11 protein-coding genes are annotated in these 14,705 nt (G+C 69.2%); 9 read left to right on the plus strand and 2 right to left on the minus strand.

Annotation, left to right across the window (positions count from 1 at the left end):
* The first annotated feature begins 39 nt into the window (after positions 1-39).
* The gene (locus tag ACZ4S3_RS20225) at positions 40-711 is read left to right on the plus strand and encodes a TetR/AcrR family transcriptional regulator (protein ID WP_467936018.1); all 672 of its coding nucleotides are present in this window, start codon (positions 40-42) and stop codon (positions 709-711) included.
* 112 nt (positions 712-823) lie between these two features.
* Here the strand turns inward: ACZ4S3_RS20225 and ACZ4S3_RS20230 are convergent, their stop codons facing one another.
* Both ACZ4S3_RS20230 and ACZ4S3_RS20235 read right to left on the minus strand, forming a co-directional pair.
* Positions 824-2,050, minus strand: a complete 1,227-nt coding sequence (locus tag ACZ4S3_RS20230; protein WP_467936020.1) for an agmatine deiminase family protein — start codon at positions 2,048-2,050, stop codon at positions 824-826.
* Between the two features lie 10 nt (positions 2,051-2,060).
* Positions 2,061-3,689 carry an APC family permease gene (locus ACZ4S3_RS20235; protein ID WP_467936022.1) on the minus strand — a complete coding sequence of 543 codons (1,629 nt, stop codon included), beginning with the start codon at positions 3,687-3,689 and terminating at the stop codon, positions 2,061-2,063.
* Positions 3,690-3,853: 164 nt separating this feature from the next.
* Between ACZ4S3_RS20235 and ACZ4S3_RS20240 the strand changes: the two genes are divergently transcribed.
* The 8 genes from ACZ4S3_RS20240 (at position 3,854) to ACZ4S3_RS20275 (ending at position 14,466) form a co-directional block, all read left to right on the plus strand.
* Complete coding sequence (locus ACZ4S3_RS20240) at positions 3,854-4,477, plus strand: TetR/AcrR family transcriptional regulator (RefSeq protein ID WP_467936024.1); 624 nt, start codon at positions 3,854-3,856, stop codon at positions 4,475-4,477.
* 227 nt (positions 4,478-4,704) lie between these two features.
* Positions 4,705-5,169: a DUF6153 family protein gene (locus ACZ4S3_RS20245; protein WP_467936026.1), complete on the plus strand. Its 465-nt coding sequence runs from the start codon at positions 4,705-4,707 to the stop codon at positions 5,167-5,169.
* A 94-nt stretch (positions 5,170-5,263) separates the two neighbouring features.
* Complete coding sequence (locus tag ACZ4S3_RS20250) at positions 5,264-5,959, plus strand: DUF305 domain-containing protein (protein WP_467936028.1); 696 nt, start codon at positions 5,264-5,266, stop codon at positions 5,957-5,959.
* 316 nt (positions 5,960-6,275) lie between these two features.
* The gene (locus ACZ4S3_RS20255; RefSeq protein ID WP_467936030.1) at positions 6,276-7,244 is read left to right on the plus strand and encodes a cyclase family protein; all 969 of its coding nucleotides are present in this window, start codon (positions 6,276-6,278) and stop codon (positions 7,242-7,244) included.
* A gap of 321 nt (positions 7,245-7,565) precedes the next feature.
* On the plus strand, positions 7,566-10,493 hold the full coding sequence (locus ACZ4S3_RS20260) for a SpoIIE family protein phosphatase (protein WP_467936032.1): 2,928 nt from the start codon (positions 7,566-7,568) through the stop codon (positions 10,491-10,493).
* A gap of 192 nt (positions 10,494-10,685) precedes the next feature.
* Entirely contained in the window at positions 10,686-12,221 is a 1,536-nt protein-coding gene (locus tag ACZ4S3_RS20265) for a sugar ABC transporter ATP-binding protein (RefSeq protein WP_467936034.1), read from the plus strand.
* Positions 12,218-13,258 carry an ABC transporter permease gene (locus ACZ4S3_RS20270; RefSeq protein WP_467936036.1) on the plus strand — a complete coding sequence of 347 codons (1,041 nt, stop codon included), beginning with the start codon at positions 12,218-12,220 and terminating at the stop codon, positions 13,256-13,258. Before ACZ4S3_RS20265 ends, ACZ4S3_RS20270 begins: the two co-directional genes overlap by 4 nt.
* Before the next feature lie 44 nt (positions 13,259-13,302).
* Positions 13,303-14,466, plus strand: a complete 1,164-nt coding sequence (locus ACZ4S3_RS20275) for a substrate-binding domain-containing protein (protein WP_467936038.1) — start codon at positions 13,303-13,305, stop codon at positions 14,464-14,466.
* Positions 14,467-14,705: the final 239 nt, after the last annotated feature.

Consider the following 14,705-nt stretch of genomic DNA (forward strand, 5'->3'; position numbering starts at 1 on the left):
TATAGGAAAGCTAGGCTGGCGGCCATGCGGGAGGTAGCAATGGCAGGAGAATCAAAACCGGTGATCTGGATGCGGCCGGAGCAGGCGCCGGTCGGACGTCCGGCCGAGCGCAGCCGCGCCGAGATCACCGCTGCCGCGGTGGAACTGGCCGACCGAGAGGGCCTGGAGGCCGTCTCCATGCGCCGCGTCGCCGCAGTCCTCGGCACCGGCGCCGCCTCGCTCTACCGCTACGTAGCCACCCGCGACGACCTGCTCGACCTGATGGCCGACAGCACCGCGGCCGCATACGACATGCCCGCCCCGAGCGGCGACTGGCAGGCCGATCTGCTCGAAATCGCCCACCAGGCCCGGCAGATCATGCGACGCCACCCCTGGCTGCCGCCCCTGGTCATCACCCGCCCCACCCTCGGCCCGCACGCGATCGACCTGCTCGAGCACGTACTCGACGTACTCGCCGATCACCCGGCCCACCCCGCCCGCAAGCTCGAGGCCTTCGCCCTGCTGAACGCCCTGACCGCGCTGTTCGTCCAGAACGAACTGGCCGGCGCGCACCCCGGCACCCAGCGCCAGTTCGCGCACCTGCACCACGTGGCCGCCGGCGGCAGCCACCCCCGCATCGCCGCCCTCCTCGCCGCCACCCCGCCTGAAGGCAACTCCCACGACCCCTTCGCCGCCGTACTCACCCGCGCCCTGGCCGGCGTGCTGGGCTGACTCCGCCCCCACCCCGCCCCCTCGCTCCGCTCGCATACGGGGCTCCGCTCGCATACGGGAAGGCGCGGAGGAGGAAGGCGGGGTGCGGCGCCGGTTGGGCAGACCGGCCGCGTCAGGCCGTCTTGGGGATCTGCTGGGTGATGCAGTGGACGCCACCGCCGCCCCAGGCGAGCGTCGTGGCTGAGACGCCGACGATCTGCTTGGTGGGGAAGAGGGACTGGATGATGCCGAGCGCCGCGGTGTCGGATGCCGGGATGCCCGCCGTGGGGACCACGACTCCGGTGGCCGTGGGGTAGTAGTTGGTGTAGCTGAAGGTGATCACCTCGTCCGTTCCCACGGTGAACGTGGGCAGTTGATTCATCTCCGTGAGTTGGAAGGTGCGGCCCCGGGCGTCCGTGGCGGCTTGCAGCACGCTCTTGTTCTCGCTCAGGCGCGCGTAGTTGGGGTCACTGGTGTCGGACGGCAGATTGATCAGCAGGCGGGCCGGACCGGCGTAGGCGGCGACCAGATCGACGTGTCCGTTGGTGACGGTGTCCCCGTACATCCCGTACGGCAGCCAGACCATCGTGCTCGCCTGGTAGGCGTCGAGCAGCTTGGCCTCGATCTGGGCCTTGGTCATGTTCGGGTTGCGGTTGGGGTTGAGCAGACACTCCTCGGTGCCGATGATCGTGCCCTGGCCGTCCTGGAGGAGCGCACCGCCCTCGAAGACCATGCCGACGGGCAGCCGGGGCACCTTCAGGTAGTCGCAGACGCCTGTCGGGAGATCGTCGTCCTTGTCGTGCGGGAACTTGTTGCCCCAGCCGTTGAACTGGAAATCGAGACCGAGGAGCTTCCGCCCGCTGGGGTCGACGCCGAAGATCGGGCCGTTGTCGCGCGGCCAGCAGTCGTTGATCGGGTACTCGATGACGTTGACGGTCGGACCGACCTTCTGTCGTACGAAGTCGACCATTCCGGTGTTGGCCACCATGGTGACCGGCTCGAACCGAGCGATGGCGCGGGCCACATCGGCAACCTCGCCCTGCACCGCCTCGAGCTTGTCACCCCAGTTGTCGCCGGCGTCCCACGGGAAGGCCATGATGCAGCCGGCGTGCGGCGCCCACTCTCCGGGGACGGTGTACGGGGTGCCGTTGTAGGTGGCGGCCTGGGCACGCCCGGTGCCGGCCCCGGCGAAGGAGGCCGTGGCGGCGGCCATCGCGGAGGCGGTCATGAAGCCCCGCCTGCTGAGCCGCAGGCTTCGGGCCGCTCGGGGGTCGGTCATCGTGATCTCCTCGCGGGGTTCGGTCACAGGGGGCTCATCGCGGGGTGCGGTCATCGCGGTCTCGTCGCGGGGTTCGGTCATCGCGGGCTCCTCACGTGGCGTTCCGGGACTCGGGCTCGGCCGCGATCTCGGTGCGTTCAGGCCCGTTTCGGGAGCCGCTATCGCGGCCGTTTCGGGGGCCGTTATCGGGGCCGCTTTCCAGGCCGCTTCCAGGGCCGCTTCGACGGCCGCTTTCCGGGTCGGCGGCCAGGATCTTGTCCTGGGGCCGACGGATCATCAGGTAGGCGACCCCGGCACCCAGGACGACAACGACGCCGAGCGGTGCGGCCCAGATCTGGTACCAGGGCGCTCCCGGTGGCGCGAGTACCGCGCGCGGCCAGGAGACGTTGGTGACCTCGAAGCCGGTCCAGGCCACGGCGATGACATTGAGCACCGTGCCCTTACGGCCCTGCTGGATGTGGCCGTTGGGCACCCAGGTGCCGCGCAGCCGCGCGATCAGGGCGGCCGCGGCGACCAGGAAGAACGGCACGAAGGTGGCCGCGGTGCCGAAGGCGATCAGCGAACCGATCGCGGTGGCGTTCATGCCGAGCAGCAGCGCCACACCGGAGACGATCGTCGAGGCGATCAGACCGCCGATGGGTGCCTGGCGCTTGTTGATCTTGCGGACGTGCCGGGAGAAGGGGAACACGTCGTCGCGGGCGAGCGAGTACAGACCTCGGGCGGCACCGCCCTGGGATGCCATGGCGCAGGCGAGGAAGCTGACCAGGACGACCACGACGAACGGCTTGTCGGACCAGGAGCCGAACGAGGTGACGACGGCCGTGGTGACCGGGTCGATGTCCTTGCCCGCGACGGCGGTGGCCGTATCGGGGTAGGAGACGGCGACGGCCACCGCGTTGAGGATGACCACGGCGCCGACGGACACCAGCGCCCACCACATGGCCCGCGGGACCTGGCGGCCGGCGTCCTTGGTCTCCTCGGCGGTCGACACACAGGCGTCGAAGCCGATGAAGGCCCACCCCGCCATGGCCAGCACGGTCAGGAAGGCCACCGGTACGGAGCCGCCGGACAGCGATTCGGCGCCGAAGGTGTGCATGAACATCGAGAAGGGGTGCTTGCGGAAGAACAGCAGCAGGGACAGGCCGACGAGTACCGAGGCGATCGCCTCACCCGCGATGCCCGCCGAGACGAACCACTTCAGGAAGTTGATGCCGTACGCGTTGACCAGCGCGCACAGCAGCACGATCGCCATCGAGACGACGACCATCGCGCCGGGCGACGGCGTCACCCCGATGAGCGCGAACACCCAGGGAGCGGCCAGATAGGCGACGGTGGTGTTGCCGAACATCACGGCGAACTGCCACACCCAGCCGCTCAGCCAGCCGAACGACGGCCCGATGAGCCGGCGTCCCCACTGGTAGGGGCCGCCGGCCAGCGGCCACTGCGAGGTCAGCTCGGAGTAGACGTTGACCACCAGGCACTGGCCGGCCAGGACCACGGGGAGCGCCCAGACCCACGCGGGTCCGGCGATCATCGTGCCGATCATGGAGACCGCGTACAGCGCGACCACCGGGGAGACCACGGCGAAGCCCATGGAGATGTTTCCCAGGATGTTCAGGCTGCGGCGGAGTTCTTGTTTGTACCCCAGCGACTCAAGACGGACGGCATCGCCGTCAGCGCTGTCGGTGGGGGACGGGGGCGGGGGCGGGGGCATGGACATGGGCATGGCGCACCTGACCTCGGCGTTCGAAATAAAACTAACTTTGTTAGTCGGCGAAGGTAAGGCTGTCCGGCCACTCTGTGAAGCCCCTGCGGGTGAGTAACCTTGCAATGCCAGGAATTCGAGGGGAAGCGAGAGATGCCGTGGGTCGGCCACATCAGACATTGCTGAGCAGGACGGCCATAGCGCACGCGGCACTTGAGCTGATCGACGACCGCGGCTACGAAGCGCTCACGATGCGGGCACTGGCCGACCGGCTGGGCGTGCGCGGCGCATCGCTGTACAACCACATCGGGTCCAAGGACGACATCCTGGACGCCGTCAGCGAACTGCTCGACGCCGAGATCGACCACACCCCGCTGCGCAACGCACCCTGGCCCGAGGGCATCGCCGCCTACGCCCGCGGCTACCGACGAGTCTTCCAGCGCCACCCCAACGCCATCGCGCTGGTCGCCCGGCGCGGTGTGCGCACCGAGGGCGCCCTCAGCGAGTACGACACCCTGCTCGCCACCCTGATCCGCGCGGGCTGCACCCCGGCACTGGCCGCCGAGGCCGCCGCCGCACTCGACTTCCTGGTGATCGGGTCGGCCCTGGAGACGTACACGGCGGGCTTCACCAGGCCGGCGGCCGAGTACCGGCCCGAGTACCCCGCGCTGGCCGACTCCCTCGAAGCGGCCGCACGTGTGGACTCATCCCCGACGGCACTCGACGACCGGGGGTTCGAACTGGGCCTGCGCATGATTCTGGGAGGCCTCGCGAGGCAGGTCGAGACCGGTCACGACGGCTGATCGGGCCTGCCTGCCGCTACGCGCGCGGGCCGGCGGCGAGGGTGCGCCGGTGACGGACGAGGGCAGGCACCTCAAGCAACAGGCGCCGCCGGCATCGCCGTGCGGCCTGCCCCGGTAGCGCAACCTGGCATTCGCTACAGTCAAGGCCGGCCGGTCGTGAGGGGTGGCCGTCGGTCAGGGAGAGGGCTGGGAGCGACGTGGGCGGGCGACGAGCGAGGTCAGGCGGTGTGGCACACCTCCTGATTGTTGTCGCGCTTGCCCTGGGCGTACTCGTCATGCACGGCCTCGGACATCCCGCCGAGGCGGCGGAGCCTGCGGGAGCCGGCAGCACCGCGCAGCACGCCACGATGGCCGAGGGGCCGCACATGGCCTCGGGGGCGCAGGACGACGCCGGCCCGCGCTCCGCCGCCCTCTCCGCTTTCCCTTCCCATTCCAGGGCTCACGGAGCCGCACCCACTCTCGTCGCCTCGAAGTCTGCCCCGGAACACCACCGCCCCAGCCACACCATGGACATGACGTCCCTGTGTCTGGCCGTACTCAGTGTCTGGATGCTGGGGGTTCTCTTCGGCGGCCTGCTGAGCCGTTTCCGTGCCTGGGCGTTCCGTCTCGGCATGTTCGTGGCCGCGTTGCGTCCGAAGCTGCCGCCTCCGCGCGGCCCTGATCTTCATCGGCTCTCCATTCTGCGGATCTAGGCCGGCGCTTGAGCGACGGACGCCCTGTGCCGTCCGTCAGTAGCGCCTGCCTGCACAACTCATTCCGCAGCACTGACACACGAGGTGTAGAGCCATGAATTCGATCAAGCGATCCCTGAACCGGCCCGGTCGTCGCCGGGCGGCGGCGGTCGGCGCGATTGCCGCCGGAGCCCTGGTGCTTGCCGCATGCGGCAACGACGGCAACGCCAACGGCAACGCCAACAAGGGCGACGGCAGCAGTTCCGCGAAGGCCACTCCCGGCTCGTCGGGGTCGTCGAAGGCGTCCGGATCGTCCGCGAAGGGCGCGTTCAACGATGCGGACGTGAAGTTCGCGCAGATGATGATCCCGCACCACCAGCAGGCCGTCGTCATGGCCAAGCTCTCGGGGAGCCGTTCGTCCGACAAGGACATCAAGGAACTCTCGGCGGCCATCGAGCGGGCTCAAGGACCGGAGATCAAGACTCTCCAGGGCTGGCTGAAGTCCTGGGACAAGCCGCAGTCGCCGTCGATGGACCACAGCATGCCGGGCATGGACCACGGCTCCGGCGGCTCAGGCATGTCCGGAATCATGTCCGACAAGGACATGGCCGATCTGAAGGCATCCAAGGGCACGGACTACGACAAGAAGTTCGCCACGATGATGACCCAGCACCACAACGGCGCCATCAGCATGGCCAAGGACGAGCAGAAGAACGGCCGCAACGCAGCCGCCAAGAAGCTCGCCGCCGACATCATCAAGGGGCAGACAGCCGAAGTCGAGAAGTTCAAGAAGATCCTCGACCGGCTCTGACCGCTGGCGGACTCCGCTTCGCCTTCCTTAGCCCATTCGCCAGGCGCCGGGCCTCTGCCACGAGGCCCGGCGCCGCGGCGGTCCGCGGCACTCCGCGGCACTCCGCGGCCGCATCATCGGTCGGCCGGACAGCCGACGGCCTGGGAGATGCTGGTGAAGCGGAGGCCGGGATGGCGGTGCAGCGGCTGCGCGCGGCCGCCGAGCGAGCCAAGATCGAGCTGTCCTCAAGAGCGAGCTGCGTCTCCTCGACAGCGCGCCCTGCGCCCCCGTAATACGGCTCATCCCCGGCTCATCCCCTTGGAGCGCTGAGTAGCAGATGACCGGCAACCCCAGTGACGTACCGCCTCCCCCGCCGGCCGGCGCCGGCAACGGGCCCGCCGTCTCCCGCCAGGAGTTCGACGCTCTGTTCCAGACGGTCCGTACATGGGGCCGCTGGACGCCTGCCGATCGCGGCGCCTGGAACCGGGTGACTCCGGACCTCGTACGACGGGCCACCGCCCTGGTCCGGTCCGGAACGGTCATCCCGATGGCGCGCCCCTGGAACACGGCAGCCGGTCCGGACAACAGCAAGCCTGCCTTGCACTACATGTCCGACCTCGGCGACGTCGAGGCCTCCGAACCCTCCACCCACAAGGACTTCATCGCCGTCGACTACCACGGCAAGGCCGTCAGTCATCTGGACGCGCTGTCCCACATCGCCTACCGCGGGCTGCTCTACGACGGCGGCACAGCGCGCGAGCTCGTCGGCACCGGAGGCGCCCGGTTCGGTGCTGTCTCGGCCCTTGGCCCCCTCGTGACCAGGGGCGTACTCCTCGACCTGCCCGCCGTTCTAGGGGTCACCTGGCTGGATCCGGGACGGGCGGTGCATGCCGAGGACATCGTTGCCGCGGAGAAGGCGCTCGACGTGACGATCGGCGAGGGAGATGCGGTGCTGCTACGGTCCGGCAGCTTGCGCCGCCGCCAGGAAATGGGCGCCTGGAACCTCGACGCGGCGAGCGCCGGCTTCCATGTGGATGCCATGCCCCTCCTGGCCGAACGCGGCATCGCCCTGCTCGGCGGCGACGGCGACAGCGACGTACGGCCCTCACCGGTCGACGGTGTGCACTCTCCGGTCCACGCGCTCGCCATCGCGGCGATGGGAGTGCCGCTGCTGGACAACCTCGACCTCGAAGCGGTCTCCGCCGCCGGCGCCGAGACGGGCCGTTACGAGTTCCTGCTCCTGGTGGCCCCCCTGAACATCCCCGGCGGCACAGGCTCGCCCGTCAATCCGATCGCGGTCCTGTGACGGGCGGCGGGCCGGACGGAGACGGCCGGGCCGCGCAGCCTAGTGACCGACGGCGCTGGGAAACGTAATAAGACCAGGTCACCACCATGATCGCCTCGACGAGTGCACCAAGCTCCGCTTCCTGCTTCCCTGCCTGCTTCCCTTCCCCCTGCTCTTCCCGCTGCTCTTCCCGCTTCTCTTCCTGCCCCCCTTCCTGCTTCTCTTCCCTGTCCGCGATCGGTACCGTGAAATACGCGAAGTTCTACAATTGGATCAAAAGGTACAGCCGCTCCGGTGTACGAGTGGCCATGGCGGCACGTATCGACGCGGGAAGTGATGGGCATGGGGCTCGTGGCAGATGGCATCGGCCCCGCACGCTCCCGTGAGCAGTTCCTTCGCGGTGGATCGGTTGAGGGGACCGTACGAAGCCCGATCCTGAGTTCGTGGCAGCGTTCCCTGTCCCTGGGGCTCTCACCTGACGGATGCGAGCTTCCCTACCGCCAGGATCTCGATCTGGACGGCCGGTTGATCCGCGCCGCCGTGCCCGTACTGGACCGACTGCAGTCCAGGTTCGCGGGCAGGAACATGAATGTGTCCCTTGCCGATGGGCGCGGGGCGGTGCTGCAACGCCGCTTCGGCGAGGTCTCCCAGGTAAGACATCTGGCCGCGATCCAGAGTGTCCCGGGCTTCGTGTTCGCCGAGGAGTTCGGCGGGACCAACGGAATCGGCCTGGCGCTCGCGGAAAGGCAGCTGGTCAACGTCTACGGCGCCGAGCACTTCGCCGAACGCTCGCAGTCAAGTGCCTGTTCGGCAATTCCCGTCCGGGATCTGCTCAATGGACGCATAGAAGGCATCCTCTGTCTCGGCTATCCGCTGACCGATGCGGATATGGCGCTGAATACCGTGATCCGCCGGGCAGCCTGCGCCATTGAACGGCGGATGCTGGAGCAGAGTTCGACGCGAGAGCGCGCCCTGCTGCAGGCGTACGTCGAGGCCAAGCGCCGCGCAGGGGCCGGCGATGCGAGGGGCAACGGGCAGCTGGGCGCGCTGGCCGAGAGCGGACTGGACTGGCGTGATCAGCTGATCCTCAAGGAGAAGGCCGCCGATCTGATCTCCTCGGCCCAGCGAGCCGCCGTCGAGGTATCCCTGCCCGGCGGCCGGCGGGTCACCTTGCTGAGCCGCCTGGTGACCAGCCCCTCCGGGGTGGCGGGCGTCGTCATCGAAGCTGTCCTCCCCACACCGCGTCAGCGCCTCGCCGTCCCCATCGAAGCCGACACCGCACCCCACCACCTGACGCAGCAGGGCCTCGCCCCCGCAGCCCCCGCCGTCGCGCGGCCCGGACCTCTTCCCCCCGCGGTACACAGCCGAGCGGCCACGACAGCCCACACGCCCGGAACGCCCGGTACGCCCGGCCGAACCGGTACGCCTGGCACCTCCAGCACGTCCGGCACACCCGGCATCGCGGAAGGCACCGCCGGGAGCACCGCCGACCGTACGACCACTGGACTGGTGCTGGTGGGCGAGCCGGGAGTGGGAAAGTACGCCGTGGCGGCCCGCCGCCGCCTGGAGCTGCTGTCCGAGGCCAGCACCCGCATCGGCACCACCTTGGACGTGAGCCGCACCGCCCGGGAACTCGCCGAGATGGCCGTCCCGCGCCTGGCCGACTTCGTCACCATCGACCTTCCCGAGGCGGTACTGCGCGGCGAGGAGCCGCTCGACGCCCGCACCGACCTGCACCGCACGGTGGTCCACGGCATTCGCGATGACTGCCCCTTCTACCCTGCCGGTGAGCGGGTCGACCTGCGCGCCACCACGCCCCAGCTCCGTTGTCTGGCCACCAGGCAGCCGGTACTCGAGCCCGACCTGCGGGGTGCCGCGGGCTGGATCGCCCAAGATCCCGTGCACGCCCAGCACCTCCTGGACCACAACGTTCACTCCCTCATCGCCGTCCCCCTCCTCGCCCGTGGGATCGCTGTCGGCGTGGCAAGCTTCTACCGTTCGCGGGACCCGGCCCCCTTCGGCGACGACGACCGTTCGCTGGCGCAGGAGCTCGCCACACGCGCTGCCATCTGCATCGACAACGCCCGCCGTTACACCCGTGAACACACCATGGTCCTTGCTCTGCAGCACAGCCTGCTGCCGCACAGCTTCCCCGAGCTGAACGCCGTCGAGGTCGCCTACCGCTATATGCCTGCCGAGTCCGGAGTCGGCGGAGACTGGTTCGACGTCATTCCCCTCTCCAGCACCCGCGTCGCCCTAGTCGTCGGGGATGTCGTCGGCCATGGCCTGCACGCCGCCGCCACCATGGGCCGGCTGCGCACCGCGGCCCGCAATTTCGCCGAACTGGACCTCGCCCCGGACGAAGTCCTCACCCACCTCGACAATCTCGTCGGGCGCCTCGACCGGGACGAGGGCGCCGAGGAACCCTCCACCGACAGCACCGGGATCATCGGCGCCACCTGCCTGTACGCCATCTACGACCCGACCTCGCAACAGTGCGTGATGGCCCGAGCCGGCCACCTCCCACCCGCACTGGTCGGCCCGGACGGCACCGTCACCTTCCCCGACCTGCCCGCCGGCCCGCCTCTGGGCCTGGGCGGTCTCCCCTTCGAAACCGCCGAATTCCATCTCCCCGAAGGCAGCCAGCTCGTCCTCTATACCGACGGACTCATCGAGGACCGCCATCGCGACTTCGACGCGGCCCTGGCTGAGCTCGGCCGAGCCCTGGCCCACCCGAACCGGCCTCCGGAGGACACCTGTGAGGCCGTCGTCCAGACCGTGGTGCCCCATCACCCCGCCGACGACATCGCCCTGCTCGTCGCCCGCACGCACGCCCTGGACCCCCACCGGATCGCCACCTGGGACCTGCCCGCCGACCCGGCGCTCGTCTCCGGCATCCGCGCCGCCGTGACGCGCCAACTGACCGAATGGGGGCTGGATGAGGTCGTCTTCGCCACCGAACTCCTGCTCAGTGAGCTGGTCACCAATGCCATCCGCTACGGCACCGGCCCCATCCAGGTACGCCTGCTCTACGACCGCTCGCTGACCTGCGAGGTCTCCGACACCAGCAACACCGCCCCGCATCTGCGCCACGCGGCCACCACCGACGAGGGCGGCCGCGGCCTGTTCCTCGTCGCACAGCTCACCCAGGCGTGGGGCACCCGCTACACCGCCGAAGGCAAGGTCATCTGGGCCGAGTGCGCTCTGGAGATACCCGGCGGGAAACTCGGCACCGCCGAAAGCTATTTCGACGATATTCCCGCTATCTAGACGACATTCCCGCCGTCGCATGGTCCATCCGGCGTCACAACCAAAGAGGGCCGTAGCATGACGGAATTGCGGTAATCGGTGCTGGTGGTGCACCGCGAGAGCACACGGCACGGCGCAGTCACCACCACGAAGTGTTCAGCAGCATTGCCGATTCAGTCGGGAAGAACCCAAAGGCCGCCCCCGGAGAAGTCTGTGCACGACGCTCCTCACCTCGCCCCTCCCCCGCGCCACGGCCAAGAGCCTCTCGTCCGCATACGCGGTCTCAGCAAGCGGTTCGGCGGCACGCTCGCGCTGGACGCGGTCGATCTCGACATCCATCCGGGCAGCGTCCTGGCCCTGCTCGGTCCCAACGGCGCCGGAAAATCCACCCTCATCAAGGTACTCGCGGGCGTCCACCACGCGGACGAGGGCGAGGTGACCGTTGCCGGGCACCCGCTCGGCACCGAAGCGGCCTCCCGCACCATGTCCTTCATCCACCAGGATCTGGGACTGGTCGAGTGGATGACGGTCGCCGAGAACATCGCCCTGGGCACCGGCTATCCACGCCGCGCGGGACTGCTGTCCTGGCGGCTGATCCGCAGGCAATGCGCCAGGGCCCTGGACATCGTGGCCGCTCCGCTCGACCCGTGCGCCGTCCTCGCCGACCTTCCGCGCGCCGAACGCTCCCTGGTGGCCATCGCCCGCGCCCTGTCCACGCAAGCCGAACTCATCGTCCTTGACGAGCCGACCGCAAGCCTCCCGGCGGCGGACTGCGCCCGGCTCTTCGACGTCCTGCACACCCTGCGCGACCAGGGCCGTGCCATCGTCTACGTCACCCACCGGCTCGACGAGGTGTACAAGGTCGCCGACGCCTTCGCCGTTCTGCGCGACGGCCGCCTCATCAGCCAGGGCACGCTCGCCCACCACAGCCCCGCCCGGCTGGTGCACGACATCGTGGGCCAGGAACCGGGCAGCTACCGGCTCGCCCCCGCCGCAGGCCCACCCGTCCTGAGCCTCGAGCGCGTACGGACCGACAACACGGCACCCACCAGCCTGGAACTGCGCGCCGGTGAAATCCTCGGCATGGTGGGCCTCACGGGCGCCGGACACATGGAACTGGGCCGCGCCCTCGCCGGCTCCCGGCAGATCCTTGCCGGACGCGCCGTGCTCGACGGCCGCCCGTACACGCCGCGCTCGGTCGCGGCCGCAGTCGATTCCGGCGTCGGCCTGGTGACCAGCAATCGTCAGGAAGAGGGCTGTGCCGCCGAATTGACCGTACGGGAGAATTTCCTGGCCAACCCCCGGGCAGGTGGCCTGACGGCCTTTCACTGGATCAGCCCCCGGCGCGAGCGGGCCGAGGCCGCCGCCCTGATCGAGCGGTTCTCGGTGCACCCCCGGGACAGCGAGGCGCCGATCTCCACTCTGTCCGGGGGAAACCAGCAGAAGGTCATGGTCGGCCGCGGGCTCAGGGCGAGCCGGAACCTGCTGATCCTCGAAGAACCGACCGCCGGGGTGGACGTCGGCGCCAAGACGGCGATCTACCGCCTGCTCCAGGACGCGCTGGCCGAAGGCCTTGCCGTCCTGCTCATCTCCACCGACTTCGAGGAGGTCGCCACAGTGTGCCATCGAGCACTGGTATTCGTCCGTGGGGCGGTGACGGCGGAGCTGAGCGGTGAAGCACTCACCGTCACCGGACTCGCCCGCGCCTCCTCGGCGATGCCCGCGCTCACCGGGACGCCGGAACGATGACCCCCTCCCCCCGTACCCCACTGAGCCGCCGGTTCGGACACCTCATCGGCGCCTACGGCCTCCTGGCCCTGACCGCCCTGCTGTTCCTGGCGTTCTCCCTCATCCTGCCGGACACCTTTCCCACCCTGGACAACATCTCCGAGATCCTGTCCAACCAGTCGATCCCCGCCATGCTCGCGCTCGGCGCGATGATCCCCATCGTCACCGCCAAGTTCGACCTGTCCATCGGCTACGGTCTCGGCCTCGCACACGTCATGACGATGCAGCTCATCGCCAACGAAGCCTGGCCCTGGCCACTGGCCTGCCTCGTGGTGGTCCTCGGCGGCGCAGTCGTCGGCACCGTCAACGGCGTCGTCGTCGAATTCGCGAAGATCAACTCCTTTATCGCCACCCTGGGTACCGGCAGCATCCTGTACGCCTTCACCGGCTGGATCACCAACGGGGCCAGGATCATCCCCGGCCCGCACGGCCTGCCGGCCGCCTTCACCGACCTCTACGACTCCAGGTTCCTCGGCCTGCCCGTACCGGCCTTCTATGTCCTCGCCCTCACCGCCGCATTGTGGCTGCTGCTGGAACGGCTGCCGCTCGGCCGGTACTTGTACGTCATCGGCTCCAACCCCCGTGCCGCCGACCTCGTCGGCATCCCCTCCCGGCGCTATGTCATCTACGCCTTTGCCGGATCGGGCCTGGTCGTCGGCATCGCCGGGGTCCTGCTCGCCGCGCAGCAGCGCATCGGCAACCCCAGCGTCGGCCTGGACTACCTGCTGCCCGCCTTCGTCGGTGCGCTGCTCGGCTCCACCGCGATCACACCCGGCCGGGCCAACGCCCTGGGGACCCTGGTCGCCGTCATCATCCTCGCCGTCGGCCTCGCCGGCATCGGCCAGCTCGGCGCCCAGTTCTGGGTCACCCCGCTGTTCAACGGCACCACCTTGCTCATCGCCGTAGGCATGGCCGGCTATGCGGCTCGCCGACAGCTGCGCCGGCACCGGACGGAACCTCCCCGACAACCCCAGGACATGCCCGAAGTCACCTCGTGACCGCCGGCCGTCACCACCGTGTCACCCCTCCGCAAGGAGCGCCCGTGTACTCGAACCGTAAGCCCACCACCCGGGGCAGCGCAGTCGTGCTGGCAGTGGCGGCCACCGTCGTCACTGTCATCGGCGGCTGCGAGCGCGGCACGTCGAGCGGCGGTGGGCCCGTCTCGGCAGGGCCGACGAAGGCCGGCTGCCCCGCCGTCCTGGCCGGAGCCAAGGCGGCCGTCCAGCAGGCCGAGAAAGCCCACCCCACAGGGAACGGCCCCACCAGTGGCCCCGCGGCAGTCTCCGGCAAAAGAATCGTCTACGTCGCACAGACCATGACCAACCCCGGCGTCGCGGGCGCCGCCGAGGGCGTGTCGGAAGCCGCGAAAGCCATCGGCTGGAACATCCGGGTGATCGACGGCCAGGGCACGCCCGCCGGGATCCAAGCAGCGTTCAGCCAGGCCATCGCCCTGAGGCCCTCGGGCATCGTCATCGGCGGCTTCGACCCGCATCTGACGTCGCAACAGGTCGCGAAGGCCAACGCGGAGCACATCCCGCTCATCGGCTGGCACGCGGTCGACTCCCCCGGCCCGAGCAAGGACCCCAAACTCTTCAGCAACATCACCACCAGGGTCGACGATGTCGCGAAGATCAGCGCGGACTGGATCATCACGCACTCCCACGGTCATGCCGGAGTCGTCGTGTTCACCGATGCGTCGATTCCGTTCGCCAGACACAAGTCCGAACTGATCAAGAAAGAACTCGCCACCTGCCCCGAAGTGAAGCTTCTGGCGGAGGAGAACATCCCGATCTCGGACACCAGCAGCCGAACTCCCCAGGAGGTCTCCTCGCTCCTCTCCCGCTTCCCGGACACCTGGACACACTCCGTAGCCATCAACGACGTCTACTTCGCCGACGCCGCCCCGGCCCTGCGCGCAGCACGCAAGAAGGGCGCCGGAGCCCCCTACAACATCGGCGCGGGCGACGGCGACCCCTCCGCCTTCCAGCGCATCAACAGCCGGCAGTTCCAGGCGGCCACCGTCCCCGAACCCTTCGCCCAGCAGGGCTGGCAGATCCTCGACGAATTCAACCGCGCCTTCTCCGGCACACCCGCCAGCGGCTACGTCGCCCCCGTACACATCTCCACCGCCGCCAACAGCCGCGGGGCGACGACCTGGGACCCGCCCGGCTACCGCACGACGTACCGGAAGATCTGGGGCAGGTAGACCCAGGACACACCACACTCAGCCCCGCCCCTCGCAGGGCGCCCATCACGATCTCGTCGAGGGCGGCGAACTCGTTGGCGCCTCCCCTCGTGGCACGCTCCACGGCACGGATTTCGACCGTATGCCGGAATTGCACAGGTCCTCCAGCAACGCCTCTGCGGCACAACTCACGGCGGCAGCAGTGTGCAAAATGTGCGCCTCCCTTCAAGCCCTGGCAATGACTTTGAGTAACCACCAGC

The organism is Streptomyces sp. NPDC028368, from assembly GCF_055565615.1.

Bases quoted from the DNA above. Each gene is read 5' to 3' on its own strand.
- ACZ4S3_RS20225 (WP_467936018.1), top strand. From the start codon at position 40: ATGGCAGGAGAATCAAAACCGGTGATCTGGATGCGGCCGGAGCAGGCG.
- ACZ4S3_RS20230 (WP_467936020.1), bottom strand. From the start codon at position 2,050: ATGACCGAACCCCGCGACGAGACCGCGATGACCGCACCCCGCGATGAG.
- ACZ4S3_RS20235 (WP_467936022.1), bottom strand. From the start codon at position 3,689: ATGTCCATGCCCCCGCCCCCGCCCCCGTCCCCCACCGACAGCGCTGAC.
- ACZ4S3_RS20250 (WP_467936028.1), top strand. From the start codon at position 5,264: ATGAATTCGATCAAGCGATCCCTGAACCGGCCCGGTCGTCGCCGGGCG.
- ACZ4S3_RS20255 (WP_467936030.1), top strand. From the start codon at position 6,276: ATGACCGGCAACCCCAGTGACGTACCGCCTCCCCCGCCGGCCGGCGCC.
- ACZ4S3_RS20260 (WP_467936032.1), top strand. From the start codon at position 7,566: ATGGGGCTCGTGGCAGATGGCATCGGCCCCGCACGCTCCCGTGAGCAG.
- ACZ4S3_RS20270 (WP_467936036.1), top strand. From the start codon at position 12,218: ATGACCCCCTCCCCCCGTACCCCACTGAGCCGCCGGTTCGGACACCTC.